The organism is Shewanella sp. S1-58-MNA-CIBAN-0166, assembly GCF_040310085.1.
Classification (GTDB): domain Bacteria; phylum Pseudomonadota; class Gammaproteobacteria; order Enterobacterales; family Shewanellaceae; genus Shewanella.
This window is the reverse complement of record NZ_JBEOPN010000046.1, coordinates 1-20,572: the sequence shown is the minus strand read 5'-3', so window position 1 is coordinate 20,572 and position 20,572 is coordinate 1. Positions and strand designations below refer to the sequence as shown.

Below are 20,572 nucleotides of genomic sequence, written 5' to 3'. Positions count from 1 at the left end.
GACAACTTGTAACTGCGGCGATAAAAAAGAGACTTAACAGCATCGCCAACATCGCTATTTTGCCGTTCATGGCAATTGCCTAGATGGAATAAAATGCGTTGATCATATTCACTTGCTTGATATCTACATTGTTATTCTTTACTAAATGGCCAACTATAATTAAATGAGTAAACCACCTAAAGTAACCACTTGAATATGTCAATACGATATTTAAATATAAAACTCGTTATTATCTCTGATTTAAGATATTTATATTTAGATATAATATTAAAATATATTTTCAGCATGACGCTAACCATATTAAAACCAGATGATTAAAATCACTGTTAGTGCGGTGCTTTAAATAAACCAAATTATATTTTACTGTTTAGTTACACTAACATACCAATGTTAGCCTTTCCAATTAGACCAATAAATCTTAATAATTGTAAACAGTTCAGACTAAAATGATGTAATTGAGTACATCCTTTTAACAATACTAACGATTGGGATTAAGTTTTGTTTAACTATAAAAATGATGATAGGGACTAACAATAATCAGCGTATGTTATTAGCCACATAAGATTAACTTAATAACAATTCTGAAATTTATAAATAGTTAGATAAATAGATAAATAGATAAATAGATAAATAGATAAATAGATAAATAGATAAATAGATAAGCATCTACGTTTTTAAATAAATCCTAACGCGCGTGACAATCAACAGTTTCAATACTGCTTATTTCATCATCCATACAGAAATGTGGGCAACCCAACACCCGGCCATGTTTCTCGATAGCTTCAATTAGTGTTTGTTGTATGTCGTCAAAGTAGGCTTTAAGTCGTTCTAAAGGTGGCCTAGTTAGCGAAAAAGGTGTTCATTTTCGGCTTTTTTATCTCCAATCCGTCGAGGATGGCCTCAGTAACATGTTCTGATTTAGATTTGAAAAAATAGTAGCAGCCCTTCTTCACGCCGGCTCGCTCACATATAGCATCAATAGTGAGAGTGCCATAGCTGCTCTGCCACATTAAATCTAATATTGCTTGTAGCAAACGTTCTTTGCCATCACTTTTGGCCCATTTCCAGTACCTATCAATACGTTGACATTATTGACGTTAACATTATTGACGTTGACGTTGACATTATTGAAATTGACTATTATCTATTCGTCTCGATACGCTAATTGGGGCTAACTAATTTAACTTAATCATCAGAAACCAAAAACAATATAGTAGCCCCTATTATCCCGGCTAATAATGAACCGAAAAGGATACCCAGCTTAGCTTGTTCGATTAAAGCGGGCTGCCCCTCAAATGCTAAGGCTGATATAAACAATGACATTGTAAAGCCTACACCCGCTAAAAATCCGATACCTATGATATGAGGAAATGTCACCCCATTAGGTAACCTTACCGCACCCACTTTTAACCCTAACCAAGCAAAAAGGCTAATACCAATGCCTTTCCCCAACACCAATGCGAGTATTATTGCTAGTGTGACCACAGTATCTTTAAATTCAGGAATCATTGTGGGTAACATTACACCTGCGTTCAAAAAAGCAAACAAAGGTAAAATAATAAGGCTAACGGGTTTGTCTAGCGTATAGCCCCAACGTAATATCGGCGCTGTACTTTGCTTGGCAATATCTTCGGCCTTTACAGCAAGTGCGTGTTGTTTTTCATTCTCAAGGATAGGAGTGTCTACACTGTCTACGTCCTTAAATTCTTGAATGACATTTTGCATTTTACGACGAAACCAAACTTTATTGGTATAAGGACGCGTCGGTACCATCATTGCAGCTAAAAGACCGGCCGTGGTTGCATGTACGCCTGATTGAAGAATAAACCACCAAAGAAAAAAACCGCCCATTAAATAGAAAATAGGTTTTCTTATGCCCAGAATGTTGATAAAAAATAACACTAATAACGTCAGAGCAGCCCACAATAATGACAGAACTTCGATTTGTTCAGTATAAAATAATCCAATAACAGCAACGGCTCCCATGTCATCTACAATGGCTAAACCCGTAAGAATAATGTAAGCAGCCCGAGGTGCTTTAGCGCCTAACAGTGTTAAAATACCTATAGCAAATGCCGTGTCTGTGGCCATAGGAACACCCCAACCTTGATACGCATTGGACGAGTCACTAATCCAAATAATGCTTGAATATATCAGTGCTGGGAGCACCATGCCCCCTAATGCCATAACAATAACTAATGCAGCATCTTTTAAATCGCTAAGAGCGCCGACCAAACATTCATATTTTATTTCTAACCCTAAAATGAAAAAAAACAACACCATCAAGCCATCATTGATCCAATAATGTAAGGAATGACTTATTGACCAATCGCCAAGAGAAATAGTTAATTTAAGTGTACTGAGTGCTTCATAACTGTGTTGCCATCCTAAGTTAACCATAAGAATTGCGGCTATTGCCGAAACCAGTAACACGATTCCAGCTACGATCTGGCTATCGATGAATGACTCCACAGGTAATGAAAACTTAAGAAAACCACGCTCTAACGGAGCATGATCACGATTTTCTTCCTTTATTTCGTAACCCATAACTTGTCTCCATCACGTTATTGCATGATTTTTTAACCGAAGAATGTATCCAGAACCCTTTATAATCAATACATTAAACATCGAGTAAATACGATACCATCTTTGCTAACAAAACGGCTTTATATCCTGTCAATCGCGCTGAAATTTAATGCTAACCTAGCATCACGTTTGCCAAACCAGCGGAGCTAAGCGATTAACATTGCTGATAAACTGTCAAGACACGCCTGAGAATATGACTGTAATCGGTTTAATCAACTGACTATGTATTCTGGTCTGTTTCGGTATATTTACCATCACTATGATTGCAAAATACACGGTTATATTGTTAGTGTGGTAACCCGCTATGACATAAATATCGAACAATTAACGGAGCGAAACTAATGGGATCTAACAATACTGATCAACATAAACACAGTATCGCGACTTTTGCAGCCTTGAAAACCGCCATTGCAAATGATGAAGAACAGTTAGTAAAGGAATTATTGGCAGATGAACCGATGCAAGAGCTTGAGAAAAGCTACCTCCTTGACCTAGCCCATCTAAACAATAATCGTACTATCATAAAATTACTTGAAGATATTCCTGAAAAATAGCTAAACAAAGAAATATAGTGTGTTGATGTCCTCTCTATTTAGCTAGCCATTTTCCCTTAAGATAATCGCCGCTTATAGCGGCGAATAAATACTTATCTAAGCGATACATAAAAACCATTGTTCACAAATGACTATATACTTTCCTCTTCTCTTTTTTCTATAGTAGCGCTTAATTTTTGATATATACCAAGTGCGACAATTAAGATAGCTGATACCATAATAAGTAAGGCTGGATAGAGCAAAAGGCTAAGGTCTTTCGTTCCTGCTTTAAATATAAAAACCAGTCCTTCAATGCTGACTGCTATAGTAATAATGACAATAATTTTTGTAATTGTTCGTCTTGCCTCTTTGGGATCTCGCAGCTCTTTGTCCTTAAAAACCTCTTCTTCCATCATATACTGTGCTACATCAATAATGGCTGCTGCAATAATGATAGCAGCGACAGATTGAAGCATTAATGGAATAAATCCAGAATCATACTGTATGCCAGAAATGACCTCATAAATGGACCACAGCATAATTATCAAAGATAAGATGATAAGCACTACAGCTGCGAACAAATGAACTCCAGCGAAAATCTTATTAAACAGTTTTTTCATATTTTTTCCCTCTAAGAATTTATCCACCAAGGTGGCCCATTCAGCTATTAATGTGTACACACATTTGAAGCGATGGTGTTCATCCAATATTGATACTTGCTTGTATCATTTAATGCATAAACTCATTAATGATTGGCCGCCATAATGTAGGGATACTATTAACTCGAGTTTCTATTATGTAGCATGCTTATTTGAATCTTGACGTCGCAGACTTAAATGCCGAACCAAGCGAATCCCAGGCGCTGTCAATACCGACTTTTATGTCTTCCCAAGCATCGTCACCGGCCTTTTTAAGCTCAGTAAGCTTTTTATTGGCAGTGTCCTTCATAGACTGAAGTTCCTCTATTTGTTTGTAGTATTCAAGCTGCTCATCAGCTGCGGCCGCATCAGCTTTTGCTTTAAGTTTGTCGATATCAGCGCTCCACTCGTCGAGCTGCGCTTGCAATTTCTTTTCGTATGCTTGTTTCTTACTCATAATGATTGTCCTTTTAAATACATTGGATACGCTATACATTTTAAGTGTTTCTAGTTTATTTGAATCACTGGGCCTCAGCATATTTGATTATTTACCGGCATAAATTTACCAGCCTAAATTTACGTTACCACGCAAGGCGGCATATTGCTCACTTCTGCCTCATTATTGCTTGTTCATGTAATATGGTTATGAAGATATGTTAATGGATCTATTTGCAACCTTTGCTCGTAAAAAAGCCTGCGATTAAAAAATTTAAGCTGTTATATGAGATACATGATGGTTATTTATCAAGGCAATTGAGCACTGGGCACTGGGCACTGGGCACTGGGCACTATCAAAATACAGTAGCTAGAAACAAACTAACATGAATAAATCATACTAGAGGTATATTGGTTTGATTTATTTAGCATTAATATCAATGAATTATAACCATAAAGCTAATGAGTCATTTACAAGCAAAAACACACTCAGATGCAATAATTTATGGCCTAGATATCATATAATGCAAATTGACGAACAATATCCCAGATGTAGCGTTAATTGGTGAAGCAGCCAATTTTGATTGATAAGGTTGCACTAGTTAGTGTTAAGGACTTTTAATGCATTTTACTAAAGAGCGCTTAGACGCGCTTGAAAAACACACCCGTAGCCATTTAATCAATTCACTGTCAGGATTTAAAAGCGCTAATTTAATAGGTACACAAGATTTACAGGGCAACACTAATTTGTCGATTGTCAGTTCGGTTATTCACCTAGGTGCCAATCCGCCGCTGGTTGGTATGATAATCCGCCCTCACAGTGTGCCGCGTCATACCTTTGAAAATATTTTACAAACCGGCTTGTATACCATTAATCAAGTCAATCAATCTATTTATGAGCAAGCTCATCAAACATCTGCTCGATATGATAAAGATGAATCAGAGTTTGAAGCGACGGGATTAACGCCTGAATATCTATCAGACTTTAGCGCGCCTTTTGTAAAAGAAAGCCGCCTAAAATATTCAGTTAAGCTAGTAGAGCATCAACATTTAGCTATCAATGGTACCGAGTTTGTTATTGGTGAAATAGTTGACGTTTATGTAGATGATGATGCGGTTCAAACTGATGGGTTTATAGATTTACACACTATTGATACGGTAGCGATTAGCGGGCTCGATTGTTACTACACAGGCAATAAACTGGCTCGTTTGCCTTATGCTAAAAAATAGCGGTGACATAATTTTATCGTGCTTAAGCTAATTTATAGCATGTGCGGCTGCATAAAATAGCCAGAATACGAGTCGTATTTGATAAATCCCATTTAACTAAATGGGATTTATCAATATCAACGTATTTTACTTTTTAGTTAAAAAGCGTTCTTTAACGGCTTCTGCCATTAAATTGGGTGGAATTAAGCCTTGCTCTAACACAAAGTTATTAAATGCCAAGCGATCAAACTTATCGCCTAGGGCTATTTCGACGTCAGCCCTGATCTCCAATAATCGTGATAAGCCATAAAAGTAACTGCCAGCCTGACCAGGCATTCTCATGGTGTATCGATCCACTTCTTGTTTCACTGCCGCTTCTGAAAATACCACGTCATTGCGTAACAATGCATAGGCGTTTTCTTTTGTTGTTAGACCTAGGTTCAACATCGGATCTAACATGGCGCGAGCATTACGTAATAGTCGATGCTGAAGCGCTATAAGCTGTGCTTCAATAGGAAGATATGGCAACATTTCAGCTTCGGCATACAGTGCCCAACCTTCAACGTTTACGCTGTTAAAAGCATAATAAACACGAGCGAGTGACACGCCCTGCTCCAACATGACCGCAAATTGTAATTCATGGCCAGGTCTGCCTTCATGAGCACTTAATGTATAAGCAACGGCATTAAAATTAAAGTCATCGTAAGCAGCATCCCCGGTTAATGCAGGGTTACCGGTTGTCAGTACAAATTGCCCTTGTTCACCCGTATTACCAATAAACGGTGGCGGTAACATATGAGGCGCTGGACTGCCCGCAGCCTCTGCTTCGCTGGCCAATCGCATAATCATGTCGCGCTCAGGTAAATTGACCACTTTTTTCTGAGTGATTAACGCTTCAAGTTTTTTATTAATGGCTCGATAATGATCTTCAATCTTATCGTTGTCTAAAGAGTCTTTTTTAAGTGCTTTTATCACATCGCGATAATCACTTGATGGCATATTAAACTTTTGCGCAACCAACGGCGCTAACGCCTGCATGTTGGCTTTGGTTATCATATAGCTTGCTTTCGCGCGTTCAATTAACAACTCAGGTTCGATATCAATGCCAACTGTTTTGAGTTTTAAAGCGTAAATTTCTGACGGTAAGCGGAAGTCATCTCGGCTAGTTGGAATAACGGTTTTTTCTGCCCACTGACGGTAATCTGCAATTTGCTGCTTTAGTAGCGACAGATTATCATCGGCTTTTATGAATTCATTTTTCTCAAACAACTGCTGCAAACCTTGCAATAAGGTATCGATTCTTGCCAGGGCTTGGTTTACTTCTTCTTTTGTTGGCCCCATTAATTTTTTGTTGGCTAATGCGGCTTCATACAAGGTTTTTGCTTGTTCAGTTAACGCAGGTTGACCCGTTTTACCGACATAACACGCTAAACGAGTATTAGCCGCTTGTTTACGTGTATCTGACATTTGATCATCTAATAATGCCGACACGCCTCTAAATATAATTAACGGCACGTCCACCCAAGGCAACATGTATTTGTCTTCTAATTTACCTGAGGCAATGGTCTGATCAATATTGTTGATAATAATGTTGAGGTCTTGACGAACCTGCAATGATTTTTCAGTATTAAGCGCTTGTAACAACGTCTTTTTACTGGTTTCAAGAGTACGAATATACTTATCTTGTTGTGCCTTAGTAATGCTGCTGCATTGACTATCGGTTTCAGTAATGCCAATTGAACTTGCCATTTCAGGTTGAAATTGACTCGTTACCTGAATTTGTTTGTTGGTGTATGCATTACTGACATCAACCCAGGATTCCGCTGATGATGTCAACGGAATAAGAGCAAGTAGTGGAATCACAGACGTGAGTATTTTGCCTGACATCGGCTTAGTCCTTTTTTTATTATGAAGTGATTACTATAACCGAATAAAGATCTAAAGTGATGAGCGCTGAATTAACTAATCTGTAACGAATAGTGATCAACAAATCAGGTTATAAAGTAGACCCTTTTAAAGTAATGATTAGAAAAACAGTCAGTGCATGAGTTGCATCTGTATTGTTACTTCGCAGCCAATAAAAAACCGCAGCGATTGACGCTGCGGCTTGTTCTATCGAGAATATAATCGATTTTAGCGGATGATATAATTGCTCAATTAAAAAGCAAAGTCTTCGCTATCAAGTGCCATCATAGAATCGACACCATTGGCAATACATGCCGCATGGCCTTTAGCCCTTGGCAGCATGCGCTGCATAAAGAACTGAGCTGTTTTAATTTTAGCCTCATAGAACGCTGGCTCGGTGGTGCCTACAGCCAATTTATCTTGCGCCACTTTAGCCATTTTCGCCCAGAAGAAAGCGAGTGTGACGTAACCGGCATACATCAAGTAATCCACAGACGCCCCGCCGATTTCATCCGGGTTTTTCATCGCCTTGCCACCAATTAACACGGTCAGTTCATGCCACTCTTTGGCATAAGCCATAATCGGTTTAATAAACTCAGCCATGGCTGGGTTATCCATGTTTTGTTGGCAGAATACGGTAACGTCTTTAGAGAAAGGCTTTAATACTTCACCCTGAGTACCAATAATTTTACGAGCCAGTAAGTCTAATGCCTGAATACCGGTAGTACCTTCATATAAACAGCTAATCTTGGTATCGCGCATTAACTGTTCCATGCCCCACTCTTTGATAAAGCCATGACCACCAAAAATTTGCACACCGTGGCTGGTACATTCAAAACCTAGCTCTGAAAGGAATGCTTTAGCAATCGGCGTTAATAAGGCTAACTTTGTTTCAGCATCAGCTTTAATGGCTTCGTCTTTTTCGGCATGGCCAATATCAACTAGCTGGGCAAGATACGAAATTAACGCACGGCCACCTTCAGCAATCGATTTCTGAGTTAACAGCATTCTACGAACATCTGGATGAACAATGATTGGGTCAGCTGGGCCGTTAGGATTTTTAACCCCGCTGATTGAACGCATTTGTAGACGATCTTTTGCGTATGCCAAAGCCCCCTGGAATGAGGCTTCAGCAGCCGCAACACCTTCACTAGCAACGCCAATACGGGCAGCATTCATAAAGGTGAACATGCACTTAAGGCCGCGATTCGGTTCACCAATCAAATGTCCTGTAGCGTCGTCGAAATTAATCACACAGGTCGCGTTACCATTAATGCCCATTTTGTGTTCAATAGAACCACAACTCACGCCGTTTCTATCTGAAATGGTGCCATCTTCATTAACGTTAAATTTAGGTACGATAAATAATGAGATACCTTTATTACCTTCTGGCGCACCAGGAATACGGGCAATAACGATATGGACAATGTTGTCAGAAAGATCATGCTCGCCAGCTGAAATAAAGATTTTAGTGCCGCTTAATGAATAACTGCCATCGGCCTGTAACTCAGCCTTGGTGCGCAACATACCTAAATCGGTTCCACAATGCGGCTCAGTTAAACACATTGTGCCAGTCCACTTACCTTCAACTAACTTTGGCATAAATTGTTGTTTTTGAGATTCTGTGCCGTGTGCTTCAATGGTGGCTAATGCGCCATGACTTAGCCCTGGATACATGGCAAAGCTATGGTTAGCACTGGAAAACATCTCAGCAATACTGATATTTAATGAATGAGGTAATCCTTGGCCACCAAACTCTTCAGACTGAGATAACGTTGGCCAACCACCTTCTACATATTGAGCGTAAGCCTCTTTAAAACCATCTGGTGTGGTCACCACACCGTCGTTCCATGTACAACCTTGCTGATCGCCTATTTGGTTTAATGGTGCAACAACCTGTTCGGTTAATTTTGCCGCTTCAGCAATAATCGCATCAACCATATCGATACTGGCATCCTGGTAACCCAAACGCTGATAGTGCCCTTCACAATCTAGCAGTTCTTGCATAACAAATTTTACGTCACGAATGGGGGCTTTATATTCAGGCATTGTTACTCTCCATGTCATTATCAATCTATATCTAGTTAGTGATTATTTGGATGAATTTTTCCATGCAAATAATATTTGTTACTACCGATGCTAAGTTAACTACAAGTATTATCCAAATGCATAATAATTATATGTATACATTCGTTTGAATTATAGTTTGTCGGTATTGTTAGACTTGCAGCAACAACTTCGCAACAAAATCGCCTCAGCCCTCGACGATTATTCATCCTACGCATAACTAAAAACACTCAGACGGTGAAATTCCTCAGTGCATTATTCGTTATATGAATAGTTGCTTATCAAAATAATTGATTTGTTTAATTATAAAACACCCCCTAGCATGATTTGGCGGTTAATTGTTCACTAAAGTGGTAATGACGTATTTTCAGGATAAATTTTCAACATAGAAAATTAAGCTGATTGATCCCCCCTTGATGTTATTGAATAACGCTAATTTTACAACGCTATATATTTACAGGTTACAAATAAGAACGCTTAAGCGTCATACATATCTTTTGTAAATCAATGTATTGGCAAGCTTGTTTAATAACGATTAATCATCGTCTGGGGAAATAAATGAATAATAATAAATCAACATATTTTAAGCATTCTTTACTCGCATTTGCGATTATGGGAGTAATGAGCTCAGCTGCAAATGCTGAAGATGAAAAACCAAAAGCACAAAAAAGTGCAGACGATATAGAAAGAATCGTCGTAACGGCATCTAAACGTGCCAAAGGATTACAGGAATCTCCTGTGGCCATTACGGTAGTGAGTAGCAAAGCAATAGAACAAGCTAAAGTAATGGACATAACAGACTTACAAACTCTGGTACCAACTCTACGCGTCACCCCACTACAACGTTCTACTAACACCAACTTCTCAATTCGTGGCTTTGGTAATGGCACCAACAATACGGGTATTGAGCCTTCTGTTGGGGTATTTATCGATGGTGTGTATCGCTCTCGTGCAGCATCTCAAATAGGTGACTTACCAAGACTGCAGCAAATTGAAGTGCTAAGTGGACCACAAAGTACCTTGTTTGGTAAAAATGCTTCTGCTGGGGTCATTAGCGTCACCACGCGAGAACCCGCTTATTATCAAGAAGGTAAAATTGAAGTTGGCGTAGGTAATTTCAACCAAAAAGAAATTAAAGGTTATTACACCAATGGCATAACCGATAATTTAGCATTCAGTGTTTCTGGTGGATTGAACAAACGAGATGGTTACACTGAAAGTGTGGTGGGATTAGACGATATTAACGACCGTGACCGTTGGAATATTCGAGGTCAGGCACTGTACGAACCAACTGAAGACGTAAAACTTCGATTAATTGCTGACTATAGTAAAATTGAAGAAGCATGCTGTACCGTAGAGAATTCAATTAATGGCCCTACTACTGGCGCTGTGCGTGCGCTCGGGGGCATGGACCTTGATGAAACAGATTCATTTGCTTATCAATCTACTCTTAATTCTAATCCCGATAACAACGTCAAAGATGGTGGAGTATCACTGCAGCTAGATGTTGATTTTGATGGTTATTCATTTACCTCAATCAGTGCATTTCGTACCAACGATTCTGATTTTATGAATGATGTCGATTACACTTCTCTCGATATTTTGAACGAAGGCGGCTACACCGATATCGAAACAATTACCCAAGAGTTTCGCTTAACCTCTACCGGTGAACGTCAGCTCGAATGGATGTTTGGCGCATTCATTTTTCATGAAGAAGTGACCACTGGCGATACCTTGTATTATGGTAACGACATTAGAAATTACTTTGATGTGTTGATGGCGGCTGGTGGTGCTCCGGGTTTATTAGCGGGTGTTGAAGGAGTATATGGCTTGGATCCCGGCACATTTTTCTCAGGTGACTCGGCAGTAAGTTCTGAGTTTGAACAAGAAAATGATGCTTACTCGATATTTGCCAGTTTTGATTACCATATCAGCGACGATTTTACCGCCATATTTGGCGTGAGTTACACCAATGACCAAAAAGAAATCAACATCACTCAACAACATTCCGATGTCCTTTCTGCACTCGATTTAGACACAGTACCAACATTGTATGGCGTGCCTATTGGCAGTATTCCTCAGTTGGCACCTGCGGTACCAGTGATTAAAAGTTTGCAGTTTTTACCCCCTATGCTGGGGTTGCCAAATGCTGTTGAAAACAATCAATCAGATGATAGTAAAACCACGTGGTCACTACGCTTAGCTTACGAAATTAATGACAATGTCAATATATTCGCTACAGCAGCAACAGGTTTTAAAGCAACGTCTTGGAACTTATCGCGTTATTCAAGCCCTTTCGCAGCGGATCAATCTGCATTAGAAACGGCAGGCTTAGCACTTCCCAATCAGGTTTATGGCGGCCGTTATGCCTCACCTGAAGAAGCCATGGTGTACGAGCTGGGCATTAAAACTCAATTCGAACACGGATCATTTAGCGCAACCATATTTGATCAAACCATTGAAGGGTTTCAGTCATCTATTTTCATTGGCACAGGTTATGTACTGGCCAATGCGGGTAAACAAAGTACCCAAGGTATTGAGTTCGACTCTAATTATAACCTCACTGAAGATTGGTCATTTACCTTAGCGGGTACCTTCCTCGACCCTGTTTACGACTCGTTTGTTGGTGCATCAGGTTTAAACGGACCGGTTGATTTATCTGGCGAGAAACCGGCTGGTATTCATGAAGTCAGTATCACTGCCGGTATTGTGTATAACTTTGAAGTCTTTAATGGTGCCGATGGCTATGTTCGTACCGATTACCTTTTCGAAAGTGATACTAAGCTGGCTGAAAATACCCCTGAATCATTATCTCGCGAGGTAAACACCTTCAACGCAAGTACGGGACTGGCATTTGATAATGGCGTCAGTTTACAGCTTTGGGTGCGTAACTTAACCAATGATGAATATCTGTTGTCGGCATTCCCACCTCCAATTCAAGCGGGCAGTTTTAATGGTTATCCAAATCAACCACGTACCTTTGGAGCCAATATTTCGTACCAATTTTAACTAGCTAAACAGTCTGCAGTGACGGTAATAGCGCTTTACTGCCACTGCAGACTTTTTTATTAACATCAAGATTAAGCAACTGATTTATATCGCTAATAACGCTATAAACTCACTATCAATAAAACAATAAGAGTGTCCTATATGTCTATAGAATCAATATTAAAAAACCGTTACTCAGCACGCGCCTTTCTCGACAAACCGGTTGCCAAGGAAACCTTGGATTTGATTTTTGCACATGCACAGCTTTCTCCTTCCAATTGTAATGTGCAGCCATGGCAAACTTGTGTGGTTTCAGGTCAGACAAAAGACACATTGAAACAAAAGTTTATGGAAACACTCATGAGCGGCGCCTCGCCAAATCCTGACTTTAATTGGCTACCGCAATATCAAGGTATTCATCGTGATCGTCAATTTGGCTCAGCGAATGCGTTGTATAGTGCAATCGGTGTTGCACGAGAAGACAAAAAAGCCCGTCAAATGGCGATGGTACGTAACTGGCAGTTTTTTGATGCGCCACATGCGGTGTTTTTCACTATGGATAAATATTTAGACATTATGGGCGCTGTTGATTTAGGTATATATGCTCAAACACTGTCATTGATTATGGCAGATCACGGCATATCAAATTGCATGCAAGGTGCATTAGGGCAATTCCCTGACCCAGTACGAGAACTATTAAACCTCCCTGCCGAGCGCGGTATTTTATTTGGGATGTCTTTTGGTTACGCCGATGACAGTGCAGCGGTAAACAATACCCGTACCGATCGTGAATCCATTGAAAACGCTGTGGCATTTTTCGATTAACCAGTTATGACTAATGAGATTGAATATGAAACTAGAGCATAAAAATATTTTAGTGGATAACGTCAATATTCATTATGTTGAATCAGGGCAATCTACCGAAGCAAATAACGTATTTGCTGTAGCTGACATCACTGCACTCAAACCGACAATAATATTTTTGCATGGATTTCCTGAATATTGGGGTACATGGTCAGCTCAACTGAGTTTTTTCTCACCACATTATCGTGTTATCGCACCCGATTTGCCGGGATATAATCTAAGCGATAAACCAGACGATGTCAGCTTTTATGCGGTACCCAATCTTATCGGCTTTATGGCCAAGTTTATTGCTGCAATTAGCCCTACTCAGCCTGTTATTTTAGTCGCCCATGATTGGGGCGGCGCTATTGCTTGGCCATTAGCAGCGTTTCATGCTCAGTTAATCAGTAAGCTGATAATTGTTAATGCGGCTCACCCAAGTACCTTCACTCGAGAAATGATTAACAATCCACTACAACGCAAAAAAAGTGCTTATATACATCAATTAATCAGCGAATTGGGGGAGTCATTATTAACGCAAGATGATTATCGCTATTTAAGCGAAGACATCATGGTTAGTACCAACCCAAGCGTGTTTACCGCCGCTGTAAAAGCGCAATATAAACAAGTTTGGAGCCAAGCAGGCGCAATTAATGGCATGTTGCAATATTATCGCGCTATGCCCCAACTGGCAGAAAATGACACAGATAATCAACGTTGTAATTCAACAACGGCATCATCCCTAGACACAACATCGACTCAAAATGACACAACTAAATCGAGTCCCGTTAAACAAGCATCGCAGCTTAAAGTACCCAATATACGGATCAATGTTCCCACATTGATTTTATGGGGCGAACAAGACCTTGCCTTCGTTAATGAGAATCTCGATAACATTCATCACTATGTGCCTAACTGCACCATAAAGCGTTTTCAAGACACCAGTCATTGGCTACAACATGAAAGGCCAGACGAAGTGAATGTCGCCATTAATAATTTTATAAACGATTAATATTAATTTAAATACATTTGAAAACAAAAAGTTAATTGCATCCTTAGTTAAAGGCTTGTTGTAAAACAAACTCAATATAGTGCGCTAAATAACAAACGAAATAATAATAACGATAAAGGGATTTTATGACGATATTAACATCACAAGCTCAGCCGACACTTGTATTTGAAGTGGCTAAAAATGACTTGTCACAAACACGTGTTGTTGAGCTGAATATTGAGCAGCCATTGGCTGACAATGAAGTATTGCTTAAGGTGAGTAAGTTCGCGTTAACCGCAAATAACATCAGCTATGGCATCACTGGGGATGCATTAGGTTATTGGCAATTCTTTCCTGTTAACAATGTCCCTTCAGATACAGCTTCAAATTCGATTACGTCTACAACGAATACTGCTCAACAAACTCAATGGGGACGATTACCTGTCATGGGGTTTGCCGATGTGGTGTCGTCAAATAACAAAGATATCAACGTCGGTGAACGAGTGTGGGGATTTATGCCAATGGCGACCCATCTCAAAATCATTGCTGGTAAAGTTAACCCAAGCGGGTTTTCAGATATCAATCCATGCAGAGAAGGCTTATCTCCGGTTTATGCGCGCTTTGATCGGGTTAGCACCAATCCTTTTTATCAGCTAAAAAATGAAGACTACGACATCTTATTACGCGGACTGTTCACCACATCTTGGTTAGTGGATGACTTTATGTTCGACAATAATTATTTCGATGCCACGCAATATCTGATTACCAGTGCATCCAGTAAAACCAGTATCGCCCTCGCCTTTGCCATCAAGCAAAGAGGCCAACGTAGCACGGTTGGCATTACCTCAATGGCCAATCTCAGTTTTGTTGAATCATTAGGTTGTTACGATCACGTTATTAGCTATAACGACATCACCACCCTAGATGCCAATGTGGCATCCATCTTAGTAGACATGGCCGGAGGTAAAAAAACCTTAGCCGCCATTCATCATCACTTTACCCAACAACTGCGTTATTCATGCCGGATCGGTGCAACCCACCATGGTGATATCGACATAACAGACACACAAAGTGACAGCCTGTTACCTGGTGCACCTCCAACATTCTTCTTTGCGCCAACACAATTGAAAAAACGCAGTCTTGAATGGGGGGTTGGCGAAACCATGAAACAAATGAATCAATCGTTACTCCATTATATAGACTTTTGTAGATCCATTATCACCATTTCCCACACCCATGATCTTCACCACGTTAATGATATTTACCAACAGGTTTTAGCCGGAACAGCTGATGCATCTGTTGGACAAATCATATCGTTAGACCCAAATACACTCCAACCAAGTAAGCAATAGGCAAACTCTCAATCAACAAGCTCGTGTTTAAAAATAAAAATGGACGTTATCGGCCCAATAAAGGTCATATCTGAATGAGGTTATTATGGAAGATATTGAATTAGTGACATTTGTTAATTCGCAAGTTATCCCAGTGTGCATCTTTTTAATTATGATGGGCATGGGGCTATCTTTAGTGATAGACGATTTTAAACGCGTGCTTAAATACCCTAAAGCAGTGGCAATTGGATTAACTAACCAGCTACTTTTGTTACCTATTATTGGCTTTGCATTAGCCAATATCATGCCATTAGAACCAGAATACGCAGTAGGAGTCATGTTACTGGTACTGTGTCCAGGTGGCACAACATCCAATATGTTTTCTCATTTAGCGAAAGGTGATGTGGCACTGTCGGTCACCATGACGGCGGTGGCAAGTTTAATCACAGTGTTTACTATTCCCGTGGTGCTTAATTACTCATTAATTCACTTCATGGGGCAAGGCAATGAATTCCAGTTACCAATACTGGCAACCATGGTCAGCTTAATGAAGCTGACCATTGTGCCTATTTTGCTGGGCATGTTGATCAGACGTTACGCTCCCAAAATTGCTGAAAGTACTCAAGTCCATGTATCACGCTTTGGCATATTGTTTTTGACGTTGTTAATTATATTTTTAACGTATATTCAGCAAGATATTGTTATCCCTGCACTTATCGCCGCAGGACCGGTATCGATTATTCTTAATATTTCAACCATGCTATTGGGATATTATTCAAGTAAATGGTTTGGATTAAATCTTGCTCAAAGAACGTCCATTACCATTGAAGTCGGCTTACAAAACAGTACCTTATCCATGTTTATGGCGTTAACATTATTGGCTAATTACAAGATGTCATTCACGCCGGCGATTTACACTCTCACAATGCTCTTTACCGCAGGGATTCTAGCGGGTATGTTAAATTCCAAGTATTTTAAATCGAAAAATAATGGCGAAGTGATTGCCGATAACGCCTAGACGAAAACTAATCATTAAAATAACAAAGGTAAACAATGGAACTGATCACCGTAGTAATTGAAAACAATGTGCATGTTATTACCCTTAGCAATGGCAAAGTTAACGCAATATCGCCTGAAGTCATCGCCCAAATCAACAGTGCATTGGACCATGCAGAGCAGCAAAATGCAGTGGTAATAATAACTGGCCAACCCGGAATTCTATCTGGCGGCTATGACCTTAAAACCATGAAGCAAAGCGCTGAAGCGGCAATTGCTTTGGTCACTGCAGGCTCAACGTTAGCCCGCAGAATGCTCGCATTCCCAACGCCTATTATCGGTGCCTGTTCAGGCCATGCAATCGCCAAAGGCGCATTTTTACTACTCAGCTGCGACTACCGTATTGGCAGCGCAGGTCCGTTTAAAATTGGCCTTAACGAAGTGGCTATTGGCATGACTATGCATCAGGCAGGCATTGAAATCGCGCGTAATCGTATTCCGCAAAATTATCTGTCGCGCGCGGTAATCAATGCTGAGTTATTTACACCAGAACAAGCAGTAATGGCAGGTTTTCTCGATCAAGTGGTTGAGCCAGAACAACTCATGGACACTGCACATGCCGTGGCTAAACACATGCAAACGCTGAATATGGCTGCGCATTTAGGCACCAAATTAAAAGAGCGTAAGACTATTCTCGCCTCATTGGATGCAGCCATCGAGCAAGATAAGCAAATTTCATTGAAATTATAAGGATATAAATATGATATCGCAAAAGACCTATCAAACGCTCACTGTCGACATTACCGATAAAGTGGCTCACATTATCCTTAATCGTCCTGACGCGTTAAATTCAATGAACGTCGATTTTTGGCATGAATTTCCAAGCGTAATACACGATATCAATAATCAATCGGCGGCTCGCGCCATTGTTATTTCTTCAACTGGCAAGCATTTTAGTGCTGGTATGGACTTAGCCGTATTCAGTGCGAGTAACCGCGACGAGAATATCGAATTAGGCCGTAAACACGACCAATTACGCCGCTTGGTTCTCAAGCTACAAGATTGCTTTAACGTGCTTGAAACGGCACGTATGCCTGTACTCATGGCCATTCAAGGTGGCTGTATTGGTGGTGCTGTAGATATGGTCACCGCGGCAGATTGCCGTTATTGCACCAGCGACGCTTTTTTTAGCATCGAAGAAACCAAACTCGGCATGACTGCCGACGTGGGTACGTTACAGCGTTTACCTAAATTGATTTCAATCGGATTAGTTAAAGAGTTAGCCTACACGGGCCGAAGAATGCCTGCAGCAGAAGCCAAAGCAGCCGGATTAGTCAATCATGTATATGAAGACCAAGCATCAATGCTAACTGCTGTATTAGGCATTGCTGCAGACATTGCCGCCCGCTCGCCTTTAGCCGTTACCGGTTGCAAAGAGATGATCAACTATGCCCGCGACCACAGTGTCGCCGACAGTTTACATTACATGTCGGTATGGCAAAGCGGCATGTTCCAACCCCAAAACGACATGATGGAAATATTCAAAGCAAAAGCGCAAAACCGTGAACCAGAATTTGAAGAGTTAACTCAAATTGATCCTTTGAAAATATTCTAAGCATTGGGCATCATTGCACTATTTGCTATAGACCAAATTATGTGTGAAATAATTTAATCACAAATAGTGCTAACCCTTTAGAGTGAACTATGACAAAACCTTTGATAAACCTCGTGCATGCCAATGGCTTCCCCGCTGGCAGCTATAAAACATTTCTACAAGAGTTTGATAACGACTACCGTACCGTTGCCCACAATCAATTTGGCCATAATGTTCTGTATCCAATACACAATAACTGGCAACACCTTGTTACTGAACTTGTTGAATTTATTAAGAAGCAAGATGAGAAAGTGATTTGCGTGGGGCATTCGTTCGGCGGCGTTATTTCATTTATTGCCGCTTGCCAACATCCTGAGCTTTTTCGGGGTTTGGTGATGTTAGATCCGCCAGTTGTCACCGGTGCGTTCTCGCATTTACTGAGATTTATTAAGCGAACACCTTATATTGATAAGCTTTCTCCTGCAGGAAAAGCCAACACACGCCAAAATAATTGGCCACAAAATACTAACTTAGTTGATTATTTTTCACAGAAAACATTGTTTAAAAACTTTGATTCTCGTTGCTTACAAGACTATGCCACCTCTGCCGTAATACAGCGCAATAAGCGTTTAGAGCTCACCTTCTCACCCGCCGTAGAAGCCGACATCTTTAGGCACTTACCGACTAATTTAATAAAGTATAAAAACAAGTTAACCATACCGGCTAAACTGGTTTACGGTGAAAATACCAATATATTCCCGATTAAACATTTTGTTCGATTTGCAAAGCTGAATGACATTGAGTTAATGACACTCCCCAATGGCGGACACATGTTTCCATTAGAACAACCAGAAAACACCGCCATTTTGGTCAAACAGATCATTAAAGACTGGTAATGATGACCTTAGTACTGGCTCAACAATAGCTAACAATAAATCTACATAAGAGGCCCCAATATGATGAAACCAATTAGTTTATGTTCAACTTTAATCATAGCTATGGGTGTCTCTTATCCATCATTTGCATTACCACTGGATAAGATCCAATTACCAGCAGGGTTTACCATTGATGTGTATGCCGAAAATGTTGAAAATGCGCGCCAGATGGCGCTTGGTGAAAAAGGAACTGTGTTTGTAGGCAGTCGCAAAGCAGGTAATGTTTATGCCCTGATAGACAGTGATAATGACTTCAAAGTCGATAAGAAAATCATTATCGCAACGGATTTATTTATGCCATCCGGTCTTGCTTACCATAATGGCAGTTTGTATGTCGCTGAAGTCGATAAAATCTGGCGTTATCCTGATATTGAGCAATCATTACCCACGATTCCTAAACCAGAATTGGTTTACGACAAGTTACCTAACAAATCCCATCACGGCTGGAAATTTATCGCTTTTGGCCCAGATGGAAAGCTGTACATTCCCGTCGGCGCGCCTTGTAATGTGTGTGAAAGTGAGCCGCCCTTTGCCAGCATTTTACAATTAGATCTTAAAACAAAACAAACCACTATCGTCGCTCAAGGTGTACGCAACAGTGTCGGATTTGATTTTCACCCACAAACAGGTGAGTTATGGTTTACCGATAATGGCCGCGACATGATGGGCGATGATTTACCCGATGATGAGCTTAATCGTGTGAGCAAAAAAGGCCAACACTTTGGTTTTCCTTATATTCACAACACAGATATTGCCGATCCAGATTTTACTAACCCCAAAATCGCCAAACTCAACACGCCTCCGGTATTAACCTTAGGTGCTCATGTTGCTGCATTAGGCATGGAGTTTTATCAAGGTAATCAATTCCCAGCGGCTTATAAGCAATCAATCTTAATTGCCCAGCATGGCTCGTGGAACCGCACTAACAAAGTGGGTTATCGCATTATGCAGGTGGCACTTGAGGGAAATAAGGTGGTTGACTATAAGCCGTTTGCTACAGGTTGGCTTGATGGAGAAGACAGTTGGGGCCGCCCTGTTGATGTGATAACCCTGGCTGATGGCTCTATCTTGGTATCTGATGACTTTGCCAATGCCGTGTATCGGATTAGTTATACCAAGCAGTAAAAGCACGATCAGGCTTACTTTTAGATGATAGTAAAGTTACTAACCCCCCTTCTTGTCGTCCCGGCAGTGCTTTTGAGCCGGGATCCAGGTGTTTGTACTTTTGTATATTTACTTATGGCCTGCGGCCACAACATCTTGGCGCGTCGCCCACACCAGAGCAAAGGGGTAAAGTGCATTCTTGTTTATGAATCAGCCTTTGCAAACCCTCAGCGTTCCGGCAACATTTTCGCATTTTTACCAAACAACAACAGCGAAAAATTGCGACGGAAATGAATCCAGCTTTTGACTTCATCTGTAACCGTCTTCGGCCCATCTTGTTATAAAGAGTGAAAATGCTAACGCTTCCGATGGGAATCTGATGTGAATGGATTCACGAATGTCGTGATGGCAAGGTCA

Annotated in this window: 17 protein-coding genes; 11 read left to right on the top strand and 6 right to left on the bottom strand. The window is 40.4% G+C overall.

Going from position 1 to position 20,572, the window contains the following annotated elements:
• Window positions 1–839: 839 nt before the first annotated feature.
• Both AAEY99_RS19960 and nhaA read right to left on the bottom strand, forming a co-directional pair.
• Window positions 840–1,034, bottom strand: coding sequence for a TetR/AcrR family transcriptional regulator (locus AAEY99_RS19960; protein WP_351011719.1), 195 nt, complete (start codon window positions 1,032–1,034; stop codon window positions 840–842).
• Window positions 1,035–1,185: 151 nt separating this feature from the next.
• Window positions 1,186–2,547: a Na+/H+ antiporter NhaA gene (gene nhaA, locus AAEY99_RS19955; RefSeq protein ID WP_350978428.1), complete on the bottom strand. Its 1,362-nt coding sequence runs from the start codon at window positions 2,545–2,547 to the stop codon at window positions 1,186–1,188.
• Window positions 2,548–2,927: 380 nt separating this feature from the next.
• On the opposite strand from nhaA, the gene AAEY99_RS19950 reads away from it, so the two are divergent.
• Window positions 2,928–3,140 carry a hypothetical protein gene (locus AAEY99_RS19950; RefSeq protein WP_011637494.1) on the top strand — a complete coding sequence of 71 codons (213 nt, stop codon included), beginning with the start codon at window positions 2,928–2,930 and terminating at the stop codon, window positions 3,138–3,140.
• Window positions 3,141–3,271: 131 nt separating this feature from the next.
• On the opposite strand, the gene AAEY99_RS19945 is transcribed toward AAEY99_RS19950, so the two are convergent.
• Window positions 3,272–3,739 (bottom strand): hypothetical protein, encoded by a 468-nt coding sequence (locus tag AAEY99_RS19945; RefSeq protein ID WP_101088258.1) that lies wholly within the window; start codon window positions 3,737–3,739, stop codon window positions 3,272–3,274.
• A 187-nt stretch (window positions 3,740–3,926) separates the two neighbouring features.
• A complete protein-coding gene (locus AAEY99_RS19940) occupies window positions 3,927–4,214 on the bottom strand; it encodes a sll1863 family stress response protein (RefSeq protein ID WP_101088257.1) in 288 nt (95 codons plus the stop codon).
• Window positions 4,215–4,813: 599 nt separating this feature from the next.
• Here AAEY99_RS19940 and AAEY99_RS19935 point away from each other — a divergent pair.
• A complete protein-coding gene (locus AAEY99_RS19935) occupies window positions 4,814–5,422 on the top strand; it encodes a flavin reductase family protein (RefSeq protein WP_101088256.1) in 609 nt (202 codons plus the stop codon).
• 126 nt (window positions 5,423–5,548) lie between these two features.
• Here the strand turns inward: AAEY99_RS19935 and AAEY99_RS19930 are convergent, their stop codons facing one another.
• Window positions 5,549–7,288, bottom strand: coding sequence for a DUF885 domain-containing protein (locus tag AAEY99_RS19930; RefSeq protein WP_101088255.1), 1,740 nt, complete (start codon window positions 7,286–7,288; stop codon window positions 5,549–5,551).
• A gap of 270 nt (window positions 7,289–7,558) precedes the next feature.
• Window positions 7,559–9,355 carry an acyl-CoA dehydrogenase C-terminal domain-containing protein gene (locus tag AAEY99_RS19925; protein ID WP_351011717.1) on the bottom strand — a complete coding sequence of 599 codons (1,797 nt, stop codon included), beginning with the start codon at window positions 9,353–9,355 and terminating at the stop codon, window positions 7,559–7,561.
• A gap of 576 nt (window positions 9,356–9,931) precedes the next feature.
• On the opposite strand from AAEY99_RS19925, the gene AAEY99_RS19920 reads away from it, so the two are divergent.
• The 9 genes from AAEY99_RS19920 (at window position 9,932) to AAEY99_RS19880 (ending at window position 20,176) form a co-directional block, all read left to right on the top strand.
• Window positions 9,932–12,382, top strand: coding sequence for a TonB-dependent receptor (locus AAEY99_RS19920; protein WP_101088253.1), 2,451 nt, complete (start codon window positions 9,932–9,934; stop codon window positions 12,380–12,382).
• 141 nt (window positions 12,383–12,523) lie between these two features.
• Window positions 12,524–13,186 carry a nitroreductase gene (locus AAEY99_RS19915; protein WP_351011715.1) on the top strand — a complete coding sequence of 221 codons (663 nt, stop codon included), beginning with the start codon at window positions 12,524–12,526 and terminating at the stop codon, window positions 13,184–13,186.
• Window positions 13,187–13,211: 25 nt separating this feature from the next.
• A complete protein-coding gene (locus AAEY99_RS19910) occupies window positions 13,212–14,216 on the top strand; it encodes an alpha/beta fold hydrolase (protein WP_243756180.1) in 1,005 nt (334 codons plus the stop codon).
• Between the two features lie 125 nt (window positions 14,217–14,341).
• Window positions 14,342–15,547, top strand: a complete 1,206-nt coding sequence (locus tag AAEY99_RS19905) for a DUF2855 family protein (protein WP_351011714.1) — start codon at window positions 14,342–14,344, stop codon at window positions 15,545–15,547.
• A gap of 85 nt (window positions 15,548–15,632) precedes the next feature.
• Window positions 15,633–16,544 carry a bile acid:sodium symporter family protein gene (locus AAEY99_RS19900; protein ID WP_351011712.1) on the top strand — a complete coding sequence of 304 codons (912 nt, stop codon included), beginning with the start codon at window positions 15,633–15,635 and terminating at the stop codon, window positions 16,542–16,544.
• Between the two features lie 35 nt (window positions 16,545–16,579).
• On the top strand, window positions 16,580–17,272 hold the full coding sequence (locus tag AAEY99_RS19895) for a crotonase/enoyl-CoA hydratase family protein (RefSeq protein WP_162023146.1): 693 nt from the start codon (window positions 16,580–16,582) through the stop codon (window positions 17,270–17,272).
• 10 nt (window positions 17,273–17,282) lie between these two features.
• The gene (locus AAEY99_RS19890) at window positions 17,283–18,137 is read left to right on the top strand and encodes a crotonase/enoyl-CoA hydratase family protein (protein ID WP_101088247.1); all 855 of its coding nucleotides are present in this window, start codon (window positions 17,283–17,285) and stop codon (window positions 18,135–18,137) included.
• An 89-nt stretch (window positions 18,138–18,226) separates the two neighbouring features.
• The gene (locus tag AAEY99_RS19885; RefSeq protein ID WP_351011710.1) at window positions 18,227–19,012 is read left to right on the top strand and encodes an alpha/beta fold hydrolase; all 786 of its coding nucleotides are present in this window, start codon (window positions 18,227–18,229) and stop codon (window positions 19,010–19,012) included.
• Window positions 19,013–19,072: 60 nt separating this feature from the next.
• Window positions 19,073–20,176: a PQQ-dependent sugar dehydrogenase gene (locus AAEY99_RS19880; RefSeq protein WP_351011708.1), complete on the top strand. Its 1,104-nt coding sequence runs from the start codon at window positions 19,073–19,075 to the stop codon at window positions 20,174–20,176.
• The last annotated feature ends 396 nt before the right edge of the window (window positions 20,177–20,572 follow it).